Source organism: Pantoea sp. sgz302252 (genome assembly GCF_047713085.1).
Taxonomy (GTDB): Bacteria; Pseudomonadota; Gammaproteobacteria; order Enterobacterales; family Enterobacteriaceae; genus Scandinavium.
On sequence record NZ_JBLFJW010000024.1, the window covers coordinates 49,991 to 71,780 of the forward strand.

Below are 21,790 nucleotides of genomic sequence, written 5' to 3' on the forward strand. Positions count from 1 at the left end.
ATCACTCTCAACGGCGACCTCAGGGTCGCCGTTTTGCTTTTATCAGGGTCAGAACAGCTCGTGCGCTTCACCGTTATCGATGAGCGTTGTACCCACTTCATGAACGGCCTGTTGGTTAGGTTGCGTCCCTTCAATAAAGTATTCTTCACGGCTGTTGCCGCCATTAGCCAGTTGACCAGTACCCCGATCGATATTGATGGTGACCACGCCTGCTGGCGGCGTCAGCGGCTGCTCTGGCACACCTTCCAGCACGGTTTTCATAAAGGCATCCCAGGCGGGCTGTGCACTTTTAGCACCGCCCTCATAACCTGAAATCTGATCTTTAATCGCCCCGGAGGCCGTGGTGCGGCCAAGGTCACGACGATGATCGTCAAAGCCAATCCACACGGAAGTCACAACGCCTGGGCCATAACCGGAGAACCAGGCATCTTTCGAGCTGTTGGTCGTCCCTGTTTTACCGCCGATGTCATGACGTTTAAGATCACGGCCTGCACGCCAGCCCGTTCCCTGCCAGCCTGGCTCACCGAAGATATTGGTGTTCAGGGCGCTCTTGATCAGGAACGACAGCGGGGTGCTGATCACGTGCGGGGCGTATTCCTGACCGCCGCTGCGTGCAACCAGCGCCTGGTTCGCTTGTTCAAGGCTTGGCATCGGTACAGAGGAGTTCTGAGGTTCCTGTGAGGTGGCGACATCTTCAACGTTCTGATTTTCCAGCACGTTGGATTTCGGCGTATCGCCGTAAATCACCGGGATATCGCAGTCTGCACACGCCACTTTCGGTTTGGCTTCAAAAATCACGCCGCCCATATCATTCTCAATCTTGCTGATGAAATACGGGTCAATCAGGAAACCGCCGTTAGCCATCACGGAATAGCCGCGAGCTACCTGCAGTGGCGTAAAGGAAGCGGAACCGAGCGCCAGTGATTCGGTGCGAACAATGTTATCCGACGGGAAGCCAAAGCGTTGCAGGTATTCTGCGGCGTAATCCACGCCCATCGCACGCATCGCGCGAACCATCACCACGTTTTTGGACTGACCCAGCCCCTGACGCAGACGAATTGGACCCGCATATTCTGGCGGTGAGTTCTTAGGACTCCAGTCTGAACCGGCACCGGCATCCCAGCGGGAGATGGGCACGTCGTTCAGCATGCTGGCCAGCGTCAGGCCTTTATCCATCGCGGCGGTGTACAGGAAGGGTTTGATGTTGGAACCAACCTGACGCAGCGCCTGAGTCGCGCGGTTAAATTTGCTCTGGTTGAAATCAAACCCACCGACCAGCGCAATGATGGCGCCGTTTTGTGGATTGAGGGACACCAGCGCGGAGTTCACATCCGGGACTTGCGCCAGCCACCAGGTTTCATCCACCTGACGAACCCAAATTTGTTGCCCTGTCTGCACGACATCGGTGACTTTGCGCGGTGTTGGGCCTTGCTGAGTATCTGAACGATACTGACGCGCCCAGCGCATGCCGTCCATGTTCAGCGCGATGGAGGTACCGTCCGCCATCATCACCGTAGCTTCCTGAGGATTTGCAGCTGTCACCACGGCAGGCTCAAGCGGCCCATAGGTTGGCAGGCTCTTCAGGACGTCGGTGATTTTCTTGCTGTCCCACGGAGTCTCGCCAATTTTCCACAGCACGTTGGCCGGGCCGCGATAACCATGGCGCATGTCGTAATCCATCACGTTATTACGCAAAGCGGTTTGTGCGGCTAACTGATCTTTGCGGGTGATGGTGGTGTAGATGCGATAACCGTCTTCATACGCCTTTTCACCGTAACGGTGATACATCTCCTGACGCACCATTTCCGTGAGGTAAGGAGCAGAGAAGGCGATTTCCGGCGCATGGTAGCTGGCATCAATCGGCTGGCCGACGGCTTCGTTGTATTGAGCCTGAGCAATGTAATTCTCGCTCAGCATGCGCGACAGGACGACGTTACGACGGGCTGTTGCTCTGTCCATCGAATACAGCGGGTTGAAGGTCGATGGCGCTTTGGGCAGACCGGCAATCACGGCCATTTCGCTAAGCGTCAGCTGATCGACCGACTTACCAAAATAGACCTGCGCTGCTGCACCCACGCCATAGGCTCGGTAGCCGAGGTAAATCTTGTTCAGGTAGAGCTCAAGAATTTCGTCTTTGTTCAGCAACTGCTCAATGCGAATCGCCAGAAAGACTTCTTTGATCTTACGCGTCAGGGTCTTTTCTGGGCTGAGGAAGAAGTTACGCGCGAGCTGCTGAGTAATGGTACTCGCCCCTTGCGAAGCGTGGCCGGAGAACAGGGCTACGCTTGCCGCACGGAAAATCCCTACCGGGTCGACGCCGTGGTGCTCGTAGAAGCGGCTGTCTTCTGTCGCAATGAAGGCTTTGACCAGTTCAGGCGGCATTTGACTGAGCGTGACGGGAATACGGCGTTTTTCACCGTACTGCGCGATGAGCTCGCCATCAGCACTGTAGATCTGCATCGGGATTTGCAGGCGCACGTCTCTGAGCGTGGCAACGTCAGGCAGCTGCGGCTCAATGAATTTGTAGAGGCCGTATATCGAGCCTGCTCCCAGCAGAATGCAACAGACTGCAAGGATGAATAAATACTTTACGAACTTCACCGGAGATTTCCCATTAAGTGGCAATTGGGCAGTTTATAAACAAACGCGCAGTAGTATAAAGGCAAGCCTGAAGCATTGATATAGCCGGAATGGTTTGAAGGATAAGGAGATCGTAAGAATGACTTACAGTCACTGGCAAGCAGGGTTGCACTTTCAGCAAGATAGCGTGGTCTGTGTTGCGCTACAAAGAACACGGTTTGGGCTGGCATTACGCCGCTGGTGGCAAATTCCCCTCGCGGGGGAGGTAACGGAGCCAAAAGTGATCGCGGCGTTATGCAAAATTCGGCGTGAAATGCCGCGTTATCACAGGATAGCCGTTGCGCTTCCCGCAGCCGATACGCTGCAAAAACAGTTACCTCCGCCACAAATGCACCTGCGGGAAAGCGAGCAGGTTCAGTGGATAGTGAACACGGTCTCGCAGCAGCTTGAGGTGCCCGCCAACACGCTGGCTTTTGATTTCCACGATACGGACGCCAACAGCTATAGCGTGACCGCTGCGCGCAGAAGAGACATCAGCCTTCTGCAACAGCGATTACGCGCTGCCAGGTTGAATCTGTTTGCTATTACGCCGGATGCCTGCGCGCTGCAAAACTTCCTGCCCTGGATTTCAGAGGCGGTGCCGGGCTTGTGCTGGCGCGACGGGGATCACTGGCTTTGGGCGACGCGCGAAAGCTGGGGAAGAAGTCCTGAGCAGTTCGAGGAGTTTTTGCCTTGCACTACGCAGACTCAGGTTGGGGAGACGTTCAATCCATGGTTCCCGTTAAACCAGCTCCAGCCGCCTCTGCCCGAAAGCGGAGACGCTTTTGCCATCGCGTTGGCGCTGGCTGTGGGAGCGAGCTGAGATGCGGCGTCCGGTGAATTTGCTGAGCTGGCGGGAAGCGAGACGCCGCCGCTGCGTGCGGTTTTGGCTGATGATGTTTTCCGGCCTCTGGCTGGTGGCAATTTTCCAGATTGCTACGGGGCGGCTGGCGCACAGCCAGTTCTTAGCCTGGCAGGAAGTGTATCGCACGAATGAACGGGAGTTGTCAGCGGAATTGGCTAATAAGGAGAAAGCGCTTCGCGAACAACACCAGCGTTGGGCGGCAGCGCAGACCCATGAACTCAGGCGAAAACAGACCGCGAACTGGGAAGCCATGTTGCTCACTCTGGCCGAAAAGCTGCCCGATCAGGCATGGCTTACCGCGCTGCAGTGGCAGGACAATCAGTTCGCGTTGACAGGCATGGCGATGCGTTTCCCTGCGCTTTCGTCCGTCGATCAAATGGTAAAAAGCTTGCCCGGCTTTGCTTCCGTCATACCGGGGCCCACCCGCCAGGATAAGCAGGGACGATGGCAATTCAGTTACCAGCTGCGAGTGAGGGAAGCGGATGTTGGCGCTCGCTGATCGCTGGTGCGACTTGCCTGCATCTGCACGCCCTGGAAGCTGGGTACTGATGCTTTCGGTGTCGGCCATCATCTGTGTGATTTGCTATCAGTCTCCTGATCAGCCGCCGTCTGACCACAGCTTGCAGGCGCAATGGCGCAAAGTGATGCCATTACGGTTAGAGCAAAATCCATTCCCTCTCTCGAAAACGGTGCCGTTTTCCGCTCTGGCTTTTCAGCGCAGCCTGGTGAGCTGGCAGCCAGCGGCTTCCGGAGGGGAACTGGTGCTGGAAGGAGAGTGGTCGACGCTAATGGGGGCGTTTAGCCAACTTGCCGCAAGTGACAGAGCCATTAAAGCCTTCAGCCTCCAGCCTGAAAAAGGAAGGTTAAGGATAACGCTGCAGCTGGAGTCCATCGGCAATGAATAGCTGGCGCGTACTGCTTTTGGTTCTTATTCCCGGGTTATTAGGGATGCGCGATCCTTTCCAGATCCCGGAGGATAAGTGTTCTGCCTCTCAGCTAGCGATGTGGCATTACCGCGGCATGGCTGACTTTGGCGGGCAAGTCACCGGCATTGTGCAGGATGCCGATGGGAAATGGCACCGTCTGCGACCAGGGCAACAGTTGGAGAACCGGTGGACAGTCTCAGGGATCACTCGGGAACAGATTGATCTCACCCTTAATGCAGAGTGCGAACCCTCGCAGTGGCGTTGGGTTAAAGAAGGAACGAACCATGATTCGAAGGATACTGCTGGGGCTGCTGTGCCTGACGACAGCCGCCGTAGCGAAAGAAAAAACCGTCACGCTGGTGGTCGATGAGGTGCCCGTTGTGCAGTTGCTTCAGAGTTTAGCCGGGCTCGGCGAGCGTAACATTGTGATAGCGCCGGACGTGAACGGACAAATTTCGCTGCAGCTCAACAACGTGCCGTGGAAACAGGCCTTACAGACGGTGCTCAACAGTGCGGAACTGGTGCTTGAAACCCGAAGCAACATTCTGTTTGTTCATACTCGGGGCTGGCTGGCAGAGAAACAGGCCCAAAACGAAGCCGAACGCCAGAAGCAGCAACTTGCCTTGCCGCTGAAAGGCCAAAGCGTTGCGGTGCATTACGCGGATGCAACAGAACTCGCGAAAGCCGGAGAGAAACTGCTGAGCAGCAGAGGAACGCTAACAGTAGATAAAAGAACCAACCGCTTGCTTATCAAAGACGACGAGGCGCACCTGACAGATCTGCTAGCCTGGGCCGCAGAGATGGATGAGCCCGTCGGCCAGGTGGAGCTCACGGCGCATATCGTCACCATGACCGAAAAAAGCCTGCGTGAGCTTGGCGTGAAGTGGAGCCTTGCCGAGGCGGAGGGCGGGGGCGGTTCAGGCAAGGTGACGACGTTGTCTGCCGATCTCTCTGTGGCGGATGCCACAACGCATGCCGGGTTTAACATTGGCAAAATCAGCGGGCGTCTGCTGGAGCTTGAACTCTCGGCGCTGGAACAAAAGCAGCAAGTTGAGATTATCGCCAGCCCTCATCTATTAGCTTCACATCTGCAACCGGCGAGCATAAAGCAGGGCAGCGAAATTCCTTATCAGGTATCCAGCGGCGACAGTGGAGCGACATCGGTCGAATTTAAGGAAGCGGTATTAGGGATGGAAGTGACGCCAACGGTCTTACAGAAGAACCGGGTGCGTCTCAAACTGAAGATAACGGAAGATATGCCAGGTCAGGTACTGCAACAGGCCGATGGCGAAGTGTTGGCGATAGATAAGCAGGAAATTGAAACGCAGGTGGAAGTGAAAAGCGGTGAGACGCTGGCATTAGGCGGCATTTTCTCGCAGAAGAACAAGTCCGCACGAGACAGTGTGCCGCTGCTTGGGGATATCCCGTGGTTGGGGCAATTGTTCCGTCATGATGGCAAAGATAGCGAGCGACGCGAACTGGTCGTCTTCATCACACCGCGTATTATTTCTGTGCAATAAACGTTTTCAGGCAACGCTTTTTCTTACTGAACACGTTTCAGGTGTTTGACGTGAGACCGGATTTAGCATACAAGGAGTACCGATTTGAGAGTCGGCGCCCTGCAATATCCGGTAATGATTAGAGTTGCCAAACCTGCCGGAGTATTGAGATAATTTTCGGTCTGACTCTCGCACTATCGCTTATGAGGTTTCAGTTCATGTCCAGCGTCGTCCAAGGTGTTCACGGCGCGGGTTTATTATTAACGAAATAGTCTTAGTAGTACCGAAAAAATGGCAGAGAAACGCAATATCTTTCTGGTTGGGCCTATGGGTGCCGGCAAAAGCACTATTGGGCGCCAGTTAGCTCAACAGCTCAACATGGAATTCTACGATTCTGATCAAGAGATTGAGAAACGCACAGGCGCTGACGTGGGCTGGGTCTTCGATGTCGAAGGCGAAGACGGTTTCCGTGATCGTGAAGAAAAAATCATCAACGAGTTAACGGAAAAACAGGGTATTGTGCTGGCTACTGGCGGCGGCTCTGTGAAATCTCGTGAAACACGAAATCGCCTCTCCGCCCGTGGCGTCGTTGTGTATCTTGAAACAACGATCGAAAAACAACTGGCACGCACTCAGCGCGATAAAAAGCGTCCGTTGCTGCAGGTTGAAACGCCTCCGCGTGAAGTTCTGGAAGCCCTGGCGGGCGAGCGCAATCCTCTGTATGAAGAGATTGCTGATGTCACCATTCGCACTGACGATCAGAGCGCGAAAGTGGTGGCGAACCAAATCATTCATATGCTGGAAAGTAACTGATTCTGGTTAGCGCTATACGGCATCGTTCAAGCTGCATCATGGCGGCAACGGCGTGAACTCTTGCTGGCATAGGCCAGCAACCGGGGCGCAAAAAGCCAGTGATAAAAAAGCAGCCTGAAGGATAGCGTGTAACTCGCCAGCGAATTCAAGTAACTAAGGTGGACGTCGCGTTATGGAGAGGCTCACTGTAACTCTCGGGGAACGTAGTTACCCGATTACCATCGCGGCTGGTTTGTTTAACGATCCAGCTTCCTTTCTGCCACTGAAATCCGGCGACCAGGCTATGCTGGTCACCAATGAAACACTGGCGCCTGTCTATCTGGACAAGGTGCGATCGGTGCTTGAGCAGGCTGGCGTGAAAGTCGACAGCGTCATCATTCCTGACGGCGAGCAGTACAAAACGCTGGCGGTGATGGACACCGTTTTCACCGCATTGCTGCAGAAACCGCACGGTCGCGATACTACGCTTATCGCGCTGGGTGGTGGGGTTGTGGGCGATCTGACAGGATTTGCTGCTGCCAGTTATCAGCGCGGCGTGCGCTTTATTCAGGTGCCGACCACGCTCCTCTCTCAGGTTGATTCCTCCGTTGGAGGCAAAACAGCCGTTAACCATCCTCTCGGTAAGAACATGATTGGCGCCTTCTGGCAGCCAGTGAATGTTGTTGTCGATCTCGATTGCCTGAAAACGCTGCCTGCACGCGAGCTCTCTTCGGGTCTGGCTGAAGTTATCAAGTACGGCATCATTCTGGATTCAGAATTCTTCTTCTGGCTTGAAAACAATATCGATGCTTTGCTGGCGCTGGATGAAAAAGCAATGGCTTACTGCATTCGTCGTTGTTGTGAGCTGAAAGCCGAAGTTGTTGCGGCAGACGAGCGAGAAACAGGCTTACGTGCTTTACTGAATCTGGGGCATACCTTTGGTCATGCTATCGAAGCCGAAATGGGCTACGGTAACTGGCTGCACGGTGAAGCTGTCGCGGCCGGTATGGTCATGGCGGCGCAGGCTTCTGAACGTCTCGGTCAGTTTGCAGCACAGGATACTCAGCGTATTATTGCTTTGCTTAAGCGCGCAAACCTCCCGGTCTCCGGGCCGCAAGAGATGTCCGCCGAAGCTTACCTGCCGCACATGATGCGGGATAAAAAGGTGCTTGCGGGCGAAATGCGTCTGGTCTTGCCGCTGGCAATTGGCAAAAGTGAAGTGCGTGGTGGTGTGGCGCACGATGTGGTTCTTGGCGCTATTGCTGATACTCAGCAGGCGTAACTAATAAGAAAGGTCATGCCGCTGATGCGGCGTTATAACTTCAGGTGATGTGCAGTGTCGCTGGCATAAGCCTTTTAGTGGGGTGTTAAATGGATGAATTCAAACCAGAAGACGAGCTGAAACCCGATCCCAGCGATCGTCGTGCTGGTCGTTCCCGTCAGTCTTCCGATCGTGAAAACGATCAGCAGATCAACTTCGATGATGTTGATTTAGACGCAGACGAGCGCCGCCCGGCTCGCACACGTAAAGTGCGTGACGAGCGCGAAGAGGAAGAAGAGTATTACGAATCTGATGACGACGGCGAGGAAGAAGCCCCCGTTGAGCGTCGTCCACGCAAACGCAAAAAAATGCCTGCCCGCAAACCGGCTTCTCGCCAGTACATCATGATGGGTCTGGGCATTGTCGTACTGCTGGTGCTGATTATCGGCATTGGTTCTGCGCTGAAAGCGCCGTCCACTTCTGGTGAGCAAGCGGCGACATCCGGTGAGAAGAGCGTCGACTTGTCCGGAAGTAATGGATCTCCTGCCGATCAGGCAAATGGTGCCCAACCTGCGCCAGGCGCGACGCCAGCGGGACAAGCCGCAGGAAATCCGCAGCAGGATGTTTCTCTGCCGCCCATTTCCTCAACCCCAACTCAAGGGCAGAATACCGTTGCGCCTGATGGTCAGCAGCGTGTTGAAGTTCAGGGTGACCTGAATAATGCCCTGAACCAGCAGCAAGGTCAGATTGACAGTGCGGTGGCGAATTCCACTCTGCCGACTGAACCTGCCACTGTTGCACCTGTTCGCGGCGGCAGCGCTCCGCGCCAGGCGACCACCAATACTGCAGAAACGGCACCAGCGGCAACCTCACGCCCTGAACGTAAGCACACGGTGATTGAGCCGAAGCCGCAGACTAAGCCTCAGGCCACAGTCAAAGCTGAGCCAAAACCTGTTGCTCAGCCGAAGCGTACAGAAACCACAACTGCAGCCACCAGCACGCCAGTAAAACCGGCAGCGCCAGTTGAAGCGGCAAAACCAGCAGCCACCGCAGCAGCGAAACCTGCGGCGACAGCGGCTCCGGCAGCAACGGCTTCTGCAGCTACAGGCGGCAAAGAAACGGGTGATGTAGGTTCCCTGAAATCAGCACCAGGTAGCCATTACACCCTGCAGCTCAGCAGTTCGTCGAACTACGACAACCTGAATAACTGGGCGAAGAAAGAGAATATCCAAAAATATGTGGTCTATCAGACCACTCGTAATGGTCAGCCATGGTATGTGCTGGTGAGCGGTGTTTATGCTTCGAAAGATGAAGCGAAACGCGCAGTTACTGCACTGCCTGCGGATGTTCAGGCGAAAAACCCATGGGCAAAACCGCTGCATCAGGTTCAGTCTGATCTGAAACAGTAGTCGTCCATGACACAACGCCTTCAGTCTGCATTCGCGGGCTGAAGGCGACTGTGTTTTTAAGCGCAGGATGCTGTAGGAGCCTTTTCTCCTCAGCCGGGAAAAGTGTAAGCAGTCAGACAGCATGAAAAAAAATCGCGCTTTTTTGAAATGGGCAGGGGGAAAATACCCGCTGCTCAACGATATTGAAAAACATTTGCCGAAGGGCGAGTGTCTTATCGAGCCTTTTGTCGGGGCTGGTTCTGTGTTCCTCAATACCAGCTATTCCCGCTACATTCTGGCGGATATCAACAGTGACCTGATTGATCTCTACAACATCGTTAAAACCCGTACCGACGAGTACATTCGCGAAGCGAAGCTGATGTTTACCCCCGCTAACAACAACGCAGAAATCTACTATCAGCGGCGGGATGAGTTCAATCTCACGAAAGACAAGCTGCGCCGCGCGGTGCTGTTTTTGTATCTGAATCGTCATGGTTACAACGGGTTATGCCGCTACAACCTGAAGGGCGAGTTTAACGTGCCGTTCGGGCGTTACAAAAAGCCTTACTTCCCGGAAGCGGAACTGAACCATTTTGCGCAGAAGGCGCAGCACGCCGAGTTCTATTGCCTGTCTTACGAAGCGTGCATGGCAATGGCGAATAAAGAGTCGGTGGTCTACTGCGATCCGCCGTATGCGCCGCTCTCAGCGACTGCCAATTTTACCGCCTACCACACCAACAGCTTCACGCCAGACCAGCAAAAGCACCTGGCGGAAATGGCGGAAAAACTGGTCAGTAAGCAAATCCCGGTGTTAATTTCAAACCATGACACGCCGGATACCCGCGAGTGGTACAAAGAAGCAAAGCATTTTAAGGTCAAAGTGCGTCGCAGTATCAGCAGCAATGGCGGCACACGAAAGAAGGTGGATGAACTGTTGGCGCTCTATCGCCCGGTTGCCCCATAAACGTTTTCAAGGAGATGCGGATGAAACAGTATTTGATTGCCCCGTCGATTCTGTCGGCCGATTTTGCCCGTCTGGGTGAAGACACCGCGAAAGCCCTGGCGGCTGGTGGTGATGTCGTCCACTTCGACGTAATGGATAACCATTATGTGCCGAACCTGACGATGGGTCCGATGGTGCTCAAATCCCTGCGTCATTACGGCATCACCGCTCCGATTGATGTGCACCTGATGGTCAAACCGGTCGATCGTATTATCCCGGATTTTGCCGCAGCAGGCGCCAGCATTATCACTTTCCATCCTGAAGCGTCCGAACACGTTGATCGCTCGTTACAGCTGATTAAAGAACACGGCTGTAAAGCCGGTCTGGTGCTCAATCCTGCGACTTCGCTGAGCTTCCTGGATCACGTGATGGATAAACTCGATGTGATTTTGCTGATGTCCGTTAACCCGGGTTTTGGCGGTCAGTCCTTTATTCCTCACACGCTTGATAAGCTGCGCGAAGTGCGCCGCCGCATTGATGCGTCAGGGCGTGATATCCGCCTGGAAGTGGACGGTGGCGTGAAGGCCGCGAATATCCGCGAGATTGCCGCTGCAGGTGCCGATATGTTTGTGGCTGGCTCGGCCATTTTTGACCAGCCGGATTACAAGAAAGTGATTGATGACATGCGCAGTGAACTGGCAAAGGTAAGTCATGAGTAAATTCGATTCTATCCGCGGCGTGGCTTTTGATCTCGATGGCACGCTGGTTGACAGCGCTCCGGGCTTAACGGCCGCTGTGGACAGCGCACTCTATGCGCTGGAATTACCGACGGCAGGCGAAGAGCGTGTTATTACCTGGATTGGCAACGGAGCCGACGTTCTGATGGAACGTGCGCTGACGTGGGCGCGCCAGGAGCGTGCTTCGCTGCGTGCACAGCAGGGCAAGCCGTCTGTCGATCATGACGATATCCCGCAGGAAGAGCAGCAGCGCGTACTGCGTAAGCTGTTTGACCGTTACTACGCAGAATTTGCCGAAGAGGGCAGCTATTTGTTCCCGGCAGTGGCCGAAACGTTAAGCGCGCTGCATGCCAAAGGCTTGCCGCTGGCGCTGGTCACCAACAAGCCTTCCCCGTTTGTTGCCCCTATTCTGGAAGCGCTGGATATCGCGAAATATTTCACCGTGGTTGTCGGTGGCGATGACGTGAAGAACAAAAAGCCGCATCCGGAACCGCTCCTGTTGGTGGCAGGAAAATTATCCCTTGCGCCCGCAGAGCTGCTGTTTGTGGGTGACTCACGCAATGATATTCTTGCCGCGCAGGCCGCTGGCTGCTGCTCAGTGGGCCTGACCTATGGCTATAACTACGGCGAAGCGATTGCCGACAGCAATCCCGATGTCGTCTATGACCGTTTTAACGATTTGTTGCCCGCACTCGGGCTCCCGCACAGTGAAATTCAGGAAGTGAAAAATGACTAAGCCCATCGTATTTAGTGGCGCACAGCCGTCCGGTGAATTAACCATTGGTAACTACATGGGTGCGCTGCGTCAGTGGGTCAACATGCAGGACGACTATCACTGCATCTACTGTATCGTTGACCTGCATGCCATCACCGCCCGCCAGGACCCAGAAAAGCTGCGCAAAGCGACACTGGACACCCTCGCACTGTATCTGGCCTGCGGTATCGATCCAGAGAAGAGCACCATCTTTGTTCAGTCCCATGTGCCCGAGCACGCACAGTTAGGCTGGGCACTGAACTGCTACACCTATTTCGGCGAGCTGAGCCGCATGACCCAGTTTAAGGACAAGTCAGTGCGCTACGCTGAGAACATCAACGCTGGTCTGTTCGATTACCCGGTGCTGATGGCGGCAGATATTTTGCTGTATCAGACCAATCAGGTGCCGGTTGGCGAAGATCAGAAACAGCATCTGGAGCTGAGCCGTGATATCGCTCAGCGCTTCAACGCGCTGTACGGTGAGGTGTTCAAGGTGCCTGAGCCGTTCATTCCGAAATCGGGCGCGCGCGTGATGTCGCTGCTGGAGCCGACCAGGAAGATGTCCAAGTCCGACGATAACCGCAACAACGTTATCGGCCTGCTGGAAGATCCGAAATCGGTGGTGAAGAAAATCAAACGTGCGATGACCGACGGCGATGAACCACCTGTTGTGCGCTACGACGTGCAGAACAAAGCGGGTGTTTCCAACCTGCTGGATATCCTCTCCGGTGTGACGGGCAAGACGATCCCAGAGCTGGAGCAGCACTTCGAAGGCAAGATGTACGGCCACCTGAAAGGTGAAGTGGCTGATGCCGTGTCTGGCATGCTGAGCGAACTGCAGGAGCGTTACAACCGCTTCCGCAATGACGAAGCCCTGCTGAATAAAGTGATGAAAGACGGGGCTGCTAAAGCACGCGAACATGCTTCAAAAACGCTGAAAGCGGTCTACGAAGCGATTGGGTTTGTGGCGCATCCGTAAGGTCAGACGCTGAAGACAAAAAAACCGGGATTGCCCGGTTTTTTTTATCGCTAAGAACAGCGGTAACGCTTACTCGTCTGTCGGGCCACAGCCGCCGATGATTTTGGAAATAGAAATGGCTGGGTGCAGCAGGTAATCGTAGCTACAGGATTTATTTTTGTTCTGGATGCTGCCGGTGCAGGCCGTCAGGGTGGAAATAACAGCCAATAAGGCAAACGCTTTAACCATGTTTTTCATGCCAATATCCCTTTAATTTTTAAGTTACGTAAACGCAGAGGATCACGCCGGGGCGTTTATCTCCGGTGGGAATTTAAGCACAGAAGAGGGGGAGAGAGAGGATTGTGAGGGGGATTTTGCCGTCTGAATGCGGACTTGAAAAGGCCCCATTACTCGTTCATGTAGCGGGTGAATATCAGTGGGTTGAGAACCAGTTGAGTTTTTCGCGCAGCGCGACAACACGCCCAACGATAATCAGCGCCGGGCTGGCCACTTGTTGCGCCAACGCGGAAAGCTCATCCAGCGTGCCTGCAACCACGCGCTGTTTGATAGTCGTGCCGTTTTCCACCAGCGCGACAGGCATATTCGCCTCCATACCGTGCTCTCGCAGTTTTTCGCTGATGGTCGCTGCCTGATTAAGCCCCATATAGAACACCAGCGTCTGTTTTTCTGCCGCCAGATTATGCCAGTCGAGTTCCGCTCCCGTTTTCAGGTGACCGGTGACCAGACGTACGCTTTGGGCGTAATCGCGATGTGTCAGTGGGATACCTGCATAGGCAGAACAACCGGATGCTGCGGTAATCCCAGGTACAACGGAGAACGGAATACCTGCATTGCACAGCGTTTCCAGCTCCTCGCCACCACGCCCGAAGATAAACGGATCGCCGCCTTTGAGGCGCACCACGCGTTTCCCTTTCTGCGCTTCACGCAGCAGAATTTGGTTAATCTCTTCCTGCGGCACGCAGTGATAGCCAGCACGCTTGCCCACAAACACCCGGTCAGCATCGCGGCGCACCAGATTCATAATGTCGTCGGACACCAGACGGTCATAGACCACGATATCCGCCTGCTGAATTTGCTGCAGGCCTTTCAGCGTCAGCAGCCCCGCATCGCCAGGGCCTGCGCCAACCAGCACCACTTCACCGCGGTTATCCAGCGGTTCGTTTAACAATTGCTCAGTGCTGGTTTGCACGGCCTGCTCGTCTTGATTCGCCAATGACTGAGCCAGGCGATCGTTCACGAACAGCTTTTCCCAGAAGCGGCGACGCTCACCCACGGTAGCAAACTGTTGTTTGACGCGTGAGCGAAGCTGGCCCGCGAAATGGGCAACCTGACCCAGATGCTGCGGCAACAGAGACTCTAACTTTTCACGCAGTAAACGCGCCAGCACCGGGGAGGCTCCGCCCGAAGAAACAGCGACCATCAGCGGGGAACGGTCGATAATGGACGGCATGATGAAACTGGCCTGTTTAGGCGCATCGACCACATTACAGAATATCCGGCGTTTTTCCGCTTCTTCACTGACGTGATGATTCACCGCATCGTCATCCGTGGCAGCAATAGCCAGCCAGCTTTTGTCGAGCAGCGTGTCATCAAATTCCCCTTCAACCAGTGTCAACATGCCCGCTTCCGCCCAGACGTGGAACTGGGGCGCAAACTCGAGCGCATTGACCGTCAGCCGTGCGCCTGCGTCCAGTAACAGACGGGCTTTACGTTCGGCAACGTCACCACCGCCGACTAGCAGGCAGTCTCGATCGCGCAGTTGGCAGAAAATGGGTAAGTGGTCCATGGGCGTCTCGCAGCAATGAAGGGGAAAGAAGTCCGGCGGCAGAACGCCGCCGGAAGGGTCATCAGGCCTTTAATTGTACCTGACCGTCTTTAACGCGCACGTCAAAATGTGCAATCGAATGGCTTTCATCTTCCATGCACAGCCCGTCGCTGAGGCGGAAGCGCTGCTTTTTCAGCGGACTGGCAACCCACAGTTCACCGTTGTGCTCTGCAATCAGTCCACGAGAGAGGACGCTGGCGCGGAAGAACGGGTCAATGTTGCTGATAGCGAACACCTGCTCGTCATGATACGGGCGGAAAATAGCGACCTGCTGGTGGCCGAGCAGAGCGCAGACGCCGGTCTGAGGCAGGATCTCGTCGATGTTGCAGATATTTACCCACTGGCTCATGCGTTTTCCTCCACCAGAGTGACCGGGATACGTTCGTACGGGGTGGCCGGACGATGCTGTTCGCGCTCAGGCACAACCTGCACGTTTGGATCGCGCTGCTTGCTGTTCACAAAGTGCTGGAAGCGGCTTTGTGCAGCCGGGTTGTTGACCGTCTCGGTCCATTCACAGGCAAAGGCGGCACGCAGACGAGCCAGCTCTTCTTCCAGATGGTCATTGAGGCCAAGCTTATCGTCGATGATGACGGCTTTCAGATACTCGATGCCGCCTTCCATGTTATCCAGCCACGGCGCGGTACGGGTCAGTTTGTCCGCGGTACGGATGTAGAACATCATGAAGCGATCGAGGTATTTGATCAGTGTGTCGCGGTCGAGGTCTGCGGCCAGCAAATCGGCGTGACGTGGTTTCATGCCGCCGTTACCGCAGACGTACAGGTTCCAGCCTTTTTCTGTGGCGATGATGCCCACGTCTTTGCCCTGAGCTTCCGCACATTCGCGGGTACAGCCAGAGACGCCAAATTTCATTTTGTGCGGTGTACGAATGCCTTTGTAGCGGTTTTCCAGCTCAACGCCGAAGCCCACGCTATCGCCAACGCCGTAGCGGCACCAGGTGCTGCCCACGCAGGTTTTTGCCATACGCAGCGCTTTGGCATAGGCATGACCGGTTTCAAAACCAGCGTCGATCAGTTGACGCCAGATTTCCGGCAGGTCGTCTTTCTGCGCGCCAAACAGGCCAATACGCTGAGAACCGGTGATTTTGGTGTAAAGATTGAATTCCTGCGCGATACGCCCCACAGCCATCAGGCCGTCTGGCGTGATTTCACCGCCTGCAGAACGAGGGATCACCGAGTAGGTGCCATCTTTCTGGATATTGGCGAGGAAGTTGTCGTTAGTGTCCTGCAACGGCGTGTGCTGTGGTTTGAGCACATATTCATTCCAGCAAGACGCCAGCAGGGAACCGACCGTCGGCTTACACACTTCACAGCCGTAGCCTTTGCCGTATTTTGTCAGCAGTTCGTCGAAGGTTTTGATCCCTTCCACACGAATCAGGTGGTAGAGCTCCTGACGAGAGAAGGCGAAGTGTTCACAGAGATTGTTGTTCACTTCAATGCCCTGTTTCGCCAGTTCTGCATTCAGAACCTGCGTCACCAGCGGGATACAACCGCCGCAGCCGGTGCCCGCTTTGGTTTCGGCTTTCAGCGCCGCAACGGTGTGGCAGCCTTTATTGATGGCGCTGACCAAATCGCCTTTGGTGACGTCGAAGCAGGAGCAAATCTGCGCGCTGTCTGGCAATTTATCCACGCCGATGGCCGGTTTACCGCTTGCTGCGTGAGCCGGCAGAATCAGTGCGTCCGGGTTTTCCGGCAGTTCGATAGCGTTCAGAACCAGCTGCAGCAGGTTGCCGAAATCGCTGGTGTCGCCGACCAGCACCGCACCGAGCAGTGTTTTGTTATCCGGGCTGACAATCAGACGTTTGTAGACTTCTTTGCTTTCGTCGAGGTAAACGTAGCTGCGTGCGCCGGGTGTGCGGCCATGCGCATCGCCGATGCCGCCGACGTCAACGCCCAGCAGCTTCAGCTTGGCGCTGAGGTCTGCGCCTTCAAATGTGTTTTGGTTGCCGAGGATGTGATCGACGGCCACCTGCGCCATTTTGTAACCCGGCGCGACCAGGCCGTAAACGCGGTTGTTCCAGCTGGCACATTCGCCGATCGCGTAGATATCCGGGTCGGAGGTCTGACAGGTGTCATTGACCATGATCCCGCCGCGCTGACCGGTTGCCAGACCGCATTGGGTGGCGAGTTTGTCACGCGGGCGGATGCCGGTTGAGAAGACGATAAAGTCGATTTCGAGCTCGCTGCCGTCGGCAAAGCGCATGGTTTTGCGCCCTTCAGTCCCTTCCTGAACGATCTCTTTGGTGTTCTTGCTGGTGTGGACGCGTACGCCCATGCTTTCGATTTTGCGCTTCAGCTGGTCGCCGCCCATCGCGTCAAGCTGTTCGGCCATCAGCATCGGGGCAAATTCGATGACGTGGGTTTCAACGCCTAAATTTTTCAGTGCGCCTGCGGCTTCAAGGCCGAGCAGGCCGCCGCCGACCACTGCCCCACGTTTGCTGCGACGAGCACAGGCTTCAATGGCGTTAAGATCTTCGATAGTACGGTAGACGAAGCAGTCCTGAGTATCAGAACCTTTGATCGGCGGGATCCACGGATAAGAACCGGTCGCCATGATCAGTTTGTCATAAAAGACAGAGCGACCCGCGCTTGAGTGAATCACCTTTTCCTGACGGTTAATGGTGATGGCACGCTCACCAATCAGCACCTTAACGCCGTGTTTCTCATAAAAGCCTTCTCGTACCAGCGAAAGTTCTTCCGCAGTATGGTGAGAGAAGTATGATGAGAGATGCACGCGGTCGTAGGCGATACGGGGTTCTTCACAGAAGACGGTAATCTCGAACTGGTCTGCTGGCGCTTTATCGAGTAAATCCTCAATAAAGCGGTGGCCGACCATGCCGTTACCGATAATTGCGAGTCTGACTTTGCTCATTTTTGCCTCGATTTCTTTTCTATTACCGCCTACCTTAACGATTCAGCAAGGTGACTTATTGATGTGAATCAATTCCGCCTTTAGCTACCACCTAAGTAGTATGCAGTTGATTTGTCAGGATTTTTATAAGTGACGGAAATACCAGACTTTTCTGTGGTGCTGAAATAATGTACAAAAAGTGCGGGTTTTAACCTAAAAATGTATTAGGGCGCGTCGTGCGCCACTCCTGGGGGAGATGAGGATGGGAAGCACACCGTTGTGGTTGATTGAAAACGCTCGTTTGCCTGGGCGTGAAGGTCTGTGGCAGCTCGGTATTGAAGACGGTCGGTTCCAGTCGATTACTCCTATGGGAGAAACTCGCCATGAGAGCTTAGAGGTACTCAATGCTCGCGGCGGGTTGGCCATTCCACCTTTTATTGAACCTCATATTCACCTGGATACCACCCAGACGGCAGGTGAGCCAAACTGGAATCAGTCGGGCACGCTGTTTGAAGGCATTGAACGTTGGGCGGAACGCAAAGCGCTGCTCACCCATGAAGATGTGAAAGCGCGAGCGTGGAAAACCCTGAAATGGCAGATTGCCAACGGCATCCAGTTTGTTCGTACTCACGTTGATGTGTCGGACCCGACGCTCACGGCACTGAAAGCCATGCTGGAGGTGAAAAAGGAAGTCGCGCCGTGGGTGGATCTGCAAATTGTGGCGTTTCCACAGGAAGGCATTCTTTCCTATCCCGACGGCGCAGCGTTGCTGGAAAAAGCGCTGGAGTTAGGGGCCGATGTGGTGGGGGCCATTCCGCATTTTGAATTCACGCGCGAGTATGGCGTGGAATCGCTGCATATCGCTTTTGCTCTGGCCAGGAAATACGACCGTCCGTTGGATATTCACTGTGATGAAATTGACGATGAGCAGTCGCGCTTTGTCGAAACGGTCGCTGCACTGGCGCTGAAAGAAGGCATTGGCGCTCGCGTCACGGCCAGTCACACCACCGCGATGCATTCCTACAACGGGGCTTATACCTCACGCCTGTTCCGTCTGCTGAAAATGTCGGGCATTAACTTTGTCGCCAACCCGCTGGTCAACATCCACCTGCAAGGCCGTTTCGATGATTACCCTAAACGGCGCGGTATCACTCGCGTGAAAGAGCTTCTGGGCGCGGGCATTAACGTTTGTTTCGGTCATGATGATGTGTTTGACCCGTGGTATCCGCTTGGAACCGGCAATATGCTGCAGGTGCTGCATATGGGGCTGCATGTCTGCCAGATAATGGGTTATCAGCAGATTAACGAGGGCCTGAACCTGATAACGCACAACAGTGCCAGAACGTTCGGTTTGCAGGATTATGGCATCGAAGTGGGCAACAGCGCTAACCTGGTTATTCTGCCAGCCGAAAATGGCTTTGAAGCCGTGCGCTGTCAGGTGCCGGTTCGCTGGTCAATTCGTCAGGGGCGAGTGATTGCGTCTACGCAGCTGGCGCAAACCTGGGTGCAAATGGATAGTGGCGGGGAAGAGGTGTTCTTTACCAAAAATAGCCCCTTCGGCGAACGCAAAGGGGCTTAACAGAGGCTTAGTGGCCTGCTACCGCATTATGCTGGCGGTGGCGAGTCACAAAGCCAAGGATAAAGCACATCACGAACACCACGGCATACAGTCCGTTTGCGGTGTGCAGCGCAGCCAGCGGGCCGCTGTGGGCCACAATCGGGCCGGTGACAACAAACGTCAGCATGGTGCCGATGGTGCCGCAGGTCAGAATGAAGTTCACCAGTTTTGGCGAGGCAACTTTGGTCTGCAGGGAACCCAGGGTGATGATTGAGGTATAAATCGCGCTGGAGAAGAAGCCCAGGCACAGAATGAACCATGGCATATGTTCCGGCGAGCCGTTGATGAACAAATACATCAGCACGGCGGCGGCACCTGCCAGCACGGTCAGAATGCGTTGCAGGTCGAAGAAGCGCAGGATAAAGCTAAACGCCCACATGCCCAGCATGTAAGACATCCAGAACTTGCTCACCAGCTCACCTGCATCGCTCAGGCTCATGCCCAGGCCTTTCGCGTACTCTGGCACCCAGGCAATAAAGCCCAGCTGACCGAGGATGTAGCACAGGGCCGCCACGGCGAGGAACAGCACGCCGATTCCCCATTTTTCTTTTGCCACGGGCTGTGCGTTGGCTTCAGCTTTCTTGCCCAGTACCGGGAAATCGCAGCCAAAAGTCAGGATGAAAATCGCGACATATACCAGGCCAATGCAGGCGTAAACCCAGTACCACTCAATAGTGCGAGCCAGCAGATACGCGGCCACCATCGGGAAAATCATCCCAGCCATACTGAAGAAGGAATCGGTAAACAGCAGACGAGCACCACGCTGACGGCCTTCGTACATATGGGTAATGAGGAAGGTACCGATCGACATCGTTATCCCACTCACCAGCCCGAGAACGAACATCGAGGCGGAGAACAGCGCCAGGCTGTGGCTCACCATCAGGCCAGCGATCGCCGCCAGCATCAGGACGAAGCCAAAACGCAGCTGCGTTTTCAGCGGAACAATTTCCATCAACCAGGCGTTCAGGAAAATAGAGATCAAAATACCGGCATTGAGGAACGTGAAGGTGTTGCTCATGCTGGACACCGGCAGGTGGAAATAGTCGGCGATATTGCCCATCACCATCCCGGTGACAATCACCAGCGCCCCGGTCAGGGCGTAGGAGAAGAAGCTGATCCATGTGAGCTTGATACGATTGCTGTTAGTCATGACTGGCCTGTGAATAGAACTGTAAAACGCATTGACAATGCGTGGGGTGGGCAGATTTTATGCGTTAGCGTGACTGAGGCAAATGTTTATTCTGAAAATGATGAAATTAATCTTAAGTTGATGGGATTTGCGTCACATTTTTGTGAGGAGCCAAATAAAATCGACTACGTTACATCTGTTTCTGATAAGTAAACTTAAGTAAAAGGCTGGTTTGTCAGCCGAACGCCTTTTAGAATCAAGCGATTCGCATTCTATACCGTTTCCGTTTAAGGAATTCACATGCTCAAATCTACCCTGGCTGCCGTGACGGCTGTTTTTGCACTCTCTACGATTTCCCCTGCAGTTCTGGCGGCAAAAGCAGATCCGCACGTTTTACTGACAACGTCTGCCGGTAATATTGAGCTGGAACTGAATAGCCAAAAAGCGCCTGTTTCTGTCGAAAACTTTGTGAACTATGTGAACAGTGGGTTCTATAACAACACCACCTTCCACCGCGTGATCCCGGGCTTTATGATTCAGGGCGGCGGCTTCACCGAGCAGATGCAGCAGAAGCAGCCAAATCCACCGATCAAAAACGAAGCTGACAACGGTCTGCGTAATACTCGCGGTACCATTTCGATGGCGCGTACAGCGGATAAAGACAGCGCAACCAGCCAGTTCTTTATCAACGTGGCAGACAACGCGTTCCTTGACCACGGCCAGCGTGATTTTGGCTATGCGGTCTTTGGTAAAGTTGTGAAAGGCATGGACGTGGCCGATAAGATTTCTCAGGTGGCTTCTCATGACGTGGGGCCATATCAGAATGTGCCAACAAAACCGGTAGTTATCCTGTCTGCGAAAGTCCTGCCGTAATCTCTTCTCTCGCGGGCTAACCTGCCCGCGTCCTTCTGACCTTTCTGCGTAACCCGAAATTGCTGCTTATACTTGTGGCACAAGGGGAACCGTCAGGGAGGTCCAGATGAAAAAGCTCACCGATAAGCAAAAAATTCGCCTGTGGGAAAAGCGGCGTGGTCACTCGTTTGCGGCCAGCGGGCGGCTGGATGTGCCTGAGCCTCACGCACAGGATGCGCTTTTCGCCCAGCGTGTGGACACCCTCGAACTCGGCCCACTGCATCGCGGTTTGCCGTGGCTGTGTGCCATTCATCAGCAGATTTTCCAGGATGCCTGGGATTGGGCAGGGGAATTGCGCGAAGTCGATATCTCCCGTGGTGAGACCCGTTTCTGCCATTTCGAGTACATCGAAAATGAAGGCAACGATCTGATGCAGGAGCTGGAAGACGAACACTACCTCGTTGGGCTGCCGAAAGAGGCATTTATTCAGCGGCTGGCACACTACTACTGTGAGATTAATGTGCTGCACCCGTTCTTTGTCGGCAGCGGCCGTGCACAGCGAGTGTTCTTCGAACAATTGGCTATTCACGCCGGATATGTGCTGGACTGGGGAGTCGTTGACCCGGAAAGCTGGAGCCAGGCAAATCAGAACGGGGCGTTGGGTGATTTGCAGCCGTTGACTGACCTGTTCACTAAAGTGGTAAGCGAAGCGCAGGAAACTGAGTAGAATAGCGC

The 21,790-nt window shown here is 54.6% G+C and carries 21 protein-coding genes; 15 read left to right on the top strand and 6 right to left on the bottom strand.

The annotated features are described in order from the left end of the window. Positions 1-48 precede the first annotated feature (48 nt). Positions 49-2,601, bottom strand: a complete 2,553-nt coding sequence (gene mrcA / locus ACLW56_RS17435) for a peptidoglycan glycosyltransferase/peptidoglycan DD-transpeptidase MrcA (RefSeq protein ID WP_330985002.1) — start codon at positions 2,599-2,601, stop codon at positions 49-51. 118 nt (positions 2,602-2,719) lie between these two features. Here mrcA and ACLW56_RS17440 point away from each other — a divergent pair, with 118 nt between their 5' ends. The 12 genes from ACLW56_RS17440 to trpS all read left to right on the top strand — a co-directional run bounded on the left by ACLW56_RS17440 (position 2,720) and on the right by trpS (position 12,763). Then, positions 2,720-3,442: a pilus assembly protein gene (locus tag ACLW56_RS17440; RefSeq protein WP_330985003.1), complete on the top strand. Its 723-nt coding sequence runs from the start codon at positions 2,720-2,722 to the stop codon at positions 3,440-3,442. Further along, positions 3,405-3,983 carry a PilN domain-containing protein gene (locus ACLW56_RS17445; RefSeq protein WP_330985004.1) on the top strand — a complete coding sequence of 193 codons (579 nt, stop codon included), beginning with the start codon at positions 3,405-3,407 and terminating at the stop codon, positions 3,981-3,983. The genes ACLW56_RS17440 and ACLW56_RS17445 overlap by 38 nt, the downstream gene beginning before the upstream one ends. After that, on the top strand, positions 3,967-4,389 hold the full coding sequence (locus tag ACLW56_RS17450; RefSeq protein ID WP_330985005.1) for a hypothetical protein: 423 nt from the start codon (positions 3,967-3,969) through the stop codon (positions 4,387-4,389). Before ACLW56_RS17445 ends, ACLW56_RS17450 begins: the two co-directional genes overlap by 17 nt. Next, entirely contained in the window at positions 4,382-4,780 is a 399-nt protein-coding gene (locus ACLW56_RS17455; protein WP_330985006.1) for a HofP DNA utilization family protein, read from the top strand. The genes ACLW56_RS17450 and ACLW56_RS17455 overlap by 8 nt, the downstream gene beginning before the upstream one ends. Further along, positions 4,695-5,930 carry a DNA uptake porin HofQ gene (hofQ, locus tag ACLW56_RS17460; protein ID WP_330985007.1) on the top strand — a complete coding sequence of 412 codons (1,236 nt, stop codon included), beginning with the start codon at positions 4,695-4,697 and terminating at the stop codon, positions 5,928-5,930. The genes ACLW56_RS17455 and hofQ overlap by 86 nt, the downstream gene beginning before the upstream one ends. A 270-nt stretch (positions 5,931-6,200) precedes the next feature. Continuing rightward, complete coding sequence (aroK, locus tag ACLW56_RS17465; protein ID WP_297196781.1) at positions 6,201-6,722, top strand: shikimate kinase AroK; 522 nt, start codon at positions 6,201-6,203, stop codon at positions 6,720-6,722. 172 nt (positions 6,723-6,894) lie between these two features. Further along, positions 6,895-7,983, top strand: a complete 1,089-nt coding sequence (gene aroB, locus ACLW56_RS17470) for a 3-dehydroquinate synthase (RefSeq protein ID WP_330985008.1) — start codon at positions 6,895-6,897, stop codon at positions 7,981-7,983. An 89-nt stretch (positions 7,984-8,072) separates the two neighbouring features. Beyond that, positions 8,073-9,371, top strand: coding sequence for a cell division protein DamX (gene damX / locus ACLW56_RS17475; RefSeq protein WP_330985009.1), 1,299 nt, complete (start codon positions 8,073-8,075; stop codon positions 9,369-9,371). Positions 9,372-9,492: 121 nt separating this feature from the next. After that, positions 9,493-10,314: an adenine-specific DNA-methyltransferase gene (gene dam / locus ACLW56_RS17480; protein WP_330985010.1), complete on the top strand. Its 822-nt coding sequence runs from the start codon at positions 9,493-9,495 to the stop codon at positions 10,312-10,314. 20 nt (positions 10,315-10,334) lie between these two features. Then, positions 10,335-11,012, top strand: a complete 678-nt coding sequence (gene rpe / locus ACLW56_RS17485) for a ribulose-phosphate 3-epimerase (RefSeq protein ID WP_330985011.1) — start codon at positions 10,335-10,337, stop codon at positions 11,010-11,012. Then, positions 11,005-11,766, top strand: coding sequence for a phosphoglycolate phosphatase (gene gph, locus ACLW56_RS17490; RefSeq protein WP_330985012.1), 762 nt, complete (start codon positions 11,005-11,007; stop codon positions 11,764-11,766). The genes rpe and gph overlap by 8 nt, the downstream gene beginning before the upstream one ends. Continuing rightward, positions 11,759-12,763: a tryptophan--tRNA ligase gene (gene trpS / locus ACLW56_RS17495; RefSeq protein ID WP_330985013.1), complete on the top strand. Its 1,005-nt coding sequence runs from the start codon at positions 11,759-11,761 to the stop codon at positions 12,761-12,763. Before gph ends, trpS begins: the two co-directional genes overlap by 8 nt. Positions 12,764-12,832: 69 nt before the next feature. On the opposite strand, the gene ACLW56_RS17500 is transcribed toward trpS, so the two are convergent. The 4 genes from ACLW56_RS17500 to nirB all read right to left on the bottom strand — a co-directional run bounded on the left by ACLW56_RS17500 (position 12,833) and on the right by nirB (position 17,477). After that, entirely contained in the window at positions 12,833-13,000 is a 168-nt protein-coding gene (locus tag ACLW56_RS17500; protein ID WP_330985014.1) for a YhfL family protein, read from the bottom strand. A gap of 175 nt (positions 13,001-13,175) precedes the next feature. Beyond that, entirely contained in the window at positions 13,176-14,549 is a 1,374-nt protein-coding gene (gene cysG, locus ACLW56_RS17505; RefSeq protein WP_330985015.1) for a siroheme synthase CysG, read from the bottom strand. A 61-nt stretch (positions 14,550-14,610) separates the two neighbouring features. Continuing rightward, positions 14,611-14,937, bottom strand: coding sequence for a nitrite reductase small subunit NirD (nirD, locus tag ACLW56_RS17510; protein ID WP_330985016.1), 327 nt, complete (start codon positions 14,935-14,937; stop codon positions 14,611-14,613). Next, positions 14,934-17,477, bottom strand: coding sequence for a nitrite reductase large subunit NirB (nirB, locus tag ACLW56_RS17515; protein ID WP_330985017.1), 2,544 nt, complete (start codon positions 17,475-17,477; stop codon positions 14,934-14,936). Before nirB ends, nirD begins: the two co-directional genes overlap by 4 nt. A 241-nt stretch (positions 17,478-17,718) precedes the next feature. Between nirB and ACLW56_RS17520 the strand changes: the two genes are divergently transcribed. Then, positions 17,719-19,035 carry a cytosine deaminase gene (locus ACLW56_RS17520; RefSeq protein ID WP_330985018.1) on the top strand — a complete coding sequence of 439 codons (1,317 nt, stop codon included), beginning with the start codon at positions 17,719-17,721 and terminating at the stop codon, positions 19,033-19,035. Between the two features lie 7 nt (positions 19,036-19,042). On the opposite strand, the gene tsgA is transcribed toward ACLW56_RS17520, so the two are convergent. Further along, positions 19,043-20,224, bottom strand: coding sequence for an MFS transporter TsgA (gene tsgA, locus ACLW56_RS17525; protein ID WP_330985019.1), 1,182 nt, complete (start codon positions 20,222-20,224; stop codon positions 19,043-19,045). A gap of 279 nt (positions 20,225-20,503) precedes the next feature. On the opposite strand from tsgA, the gene ppiA reads away from it, so the two are divergent. Further along, positions 20,504-21,076 carry a peptidylprolyl isomerase A gene (gene ppiA, locus ACLW56_RS17530; RefSeq protein WP_330985020.1) on the top strand — a complete coding sequence of 191 codons (573 nt, stop codon included), beginning with the start codon at positions 20,504-20,506 and terminating at the stop codon, positions 21,074-21,076. A gap of 106 nt (positions 21,077-21,182) precedes the next feature. Further along, positions 21,183-21,782, top strand: a complete 600-nt coding sequence (locus tag ACLW56_RS17535; RefSeq protein WP_330985021.1) for a putative adenosine monophosphate-protein transferase Fic — start codon at positions 21,183-21,185, stop codon at positions 21,780-21,782. Positions 21,783-21,790 lie beyond the last annotated feature (8 nt).

Excerpts from the sequence above, each read along its gene's own strand:
- ACLW56_RS17440 (WP_330985003.1), top strand. The coding sequence starts at position 2,720 with ATGACTTACAGTCACTGGCAAGCAGGGTTGCACTTTCAGCAAGATAGC.
- ACLW56_RS17450 (WP_330985005.1), top strand. The coding sequence starts at position 3,967 with ATGTTGGCGCTCGCTGATCGCTGGTGCGACTTGCCTGCATCTGCACGC.
- ACLW56_RS17455 (WP_330985006.1), top strand. The coding sequence starts at position 4,382 with ATGAATAGCTGGCGCGTACTGCTTTTGGTTCTTATTCCCGGGTTATTA.
- hofQ (WP_330985007.1), top strand. The coding sequence starts at position 4,695 with ATGATTCGAAGGATACTGCTGGGGCTGCTGTGCCTGACGACAGCCGCC.
- aroK (WP_297196781.1), top strand. The coding sequence starts at position 6,201 with ATGGCAGAGAAACGCAATATCTTTCTGGTTGGGCCTATGGGTGCCGGC.
- aroB (WP_330985008.1), top strand. The coding sequence starts at position 6,895 with ATGGAGAGGCTCACTGTAACTCTCGGGGAACGTAGTTACCCGATTACC.
- damX (WP_330985009.1), top strand. The coding sequence starts at position 8,073 with ATGGATGAATTCAAACCAGAAGACGAGCTGAAACCCGATCCCAGCGAT.
- dam (WP_330985010.1), top strand. The coding sequence starts at position 9,493 with ATGAAAAAAAATCGCGCTTTTTTGAAATGGGCAGGGGGAAAATACCCG.
- rpe (WP_330985011.1), top strand. The coding sequence starts at position 10,335 with ATGAAACAGTATTTGATTGCCCCGTCGATTCTGTCGGCCGATTTTGCC.
- gph (WP_330985012.1), top strand. The coding sequence starts at position 11,005 with ATGAGTAAATTCGATTCTATCCGCGGCGTGGCTTTTGATCTCGATGGC.
- trpS (WP_330985013.1), top strand. The coding sequence starts at position 11,759 with ATGACTAAGCCCATCGTATTTAGTGGCGCACAGCCGTCCGGTGAATTA.
- ACLW56_RS17500 (WP_330985014.1), bottom strand. The coding sequence starts at position 13,000 with ATGAAAAACATGGTTAAAGCGTTTGCCTTATTGGCTGTTATTTCCACC.
- cysG (WP_330985015.1), bottom strand. The coding sequence starts at position 14,549 with ATGGACCACTTACCCATTTTCTGCCAACTGCGCGATCGAGACTGCCTG.
- nirD (WP_330985016.1), bottom strand. The coding sequence starts at position 14,937 with ATGAGCCAGTGGGTAAATATCTGCAACATCGACGAGATCCTGCCTCAG.
- nirB (WP_330985017.1), bottom strand. The coding sequence starts at position 17,477 with ATGAGCAAAGTCAGACTCGCAATTATCGGTAACGGCATGGTCGGCCAC.
- ACLW56_RS17520 (WP_330985018.1), top strand. The coding sequence starts at position 17,719 with ATGGGAAGCACACCGTTGTGGTTGATTGAAAACGCTCGTTTGCCTGGG.
- tsgA (WP_330985019.1), bottom strand. The coding sequence starts at position 20,224 with ATGACTAACAGCAATCGTATCAAGCTCACATGGATCAGCTTCTTCTCC.
- ppiA (WP_330985020.1), top strand. The coding sequence starts at position 20,504 with ATGCTCAAATCTACCCTGGCTGCCGTGACGGCTGTTTTTGCACTCTCT.
- ACLW56_RS17535 (WP_330985021.1), top strand. The coding sequence starts at position 21,183 with ATGAAAAAGCTCACCGATAAGCAAAAAATTCGCCTGTGGGAAAAGCGG.